Source organism: Phosphitispora fastidiosa (assembly GCF_019008365.1).
Taxonomy (GTDB): domain Bacteria; phylum Bacillota; class Thermincolia; order Thermincolales; family UBA2595; genus Phosphitispora; species Phosphitispora fastidiosa.
The window spans coordinates 1-276 of the sequence record NZ_JAHHUL010000118.1 but is presented as its reverse complement, the minus strand read 5'-3'; the positions used below and the strand labels follow the sequence as shown (position 1 = coordinate 276).

Here is a 276-nt window from a genome sequence, read left to right as displayed (position 1 = left end):
ATCGGAACGGCAGAGGTCGCGCCCTGATCGAGCGCCATTTGGATGCGATGCGGGAGTTTGTCCGCGACCAGCACTTGCGATGCGCCGGCTTTGCGCGCGACGGCGGCGGCGAGAAGACCCATCGGTCCGGCGCCAAGCACGGCGACACTGGCACCCGCGCGGATTTCCACCAGCTCGAGCATGTGCATGATCACGGCGACGGGTTCGATGAGCGACGCTTGCGTATAGTTGAAAGTTTCCGGAACGAGCGTGGCGTTGTGAGCGGGAATGGTGGCG

At 64.5% G+C, this 276-nt stretch carries 1 pseudogene; it reads right to left on the bottom strand.

Annotated features, from left to right (window positions below):
- Positions 1-276, bottom strand: a pseudogene (locus tag Ga0451573_RS19175) (zinc-dependent alcohol dehydrogenase); the annotation flags it as partial.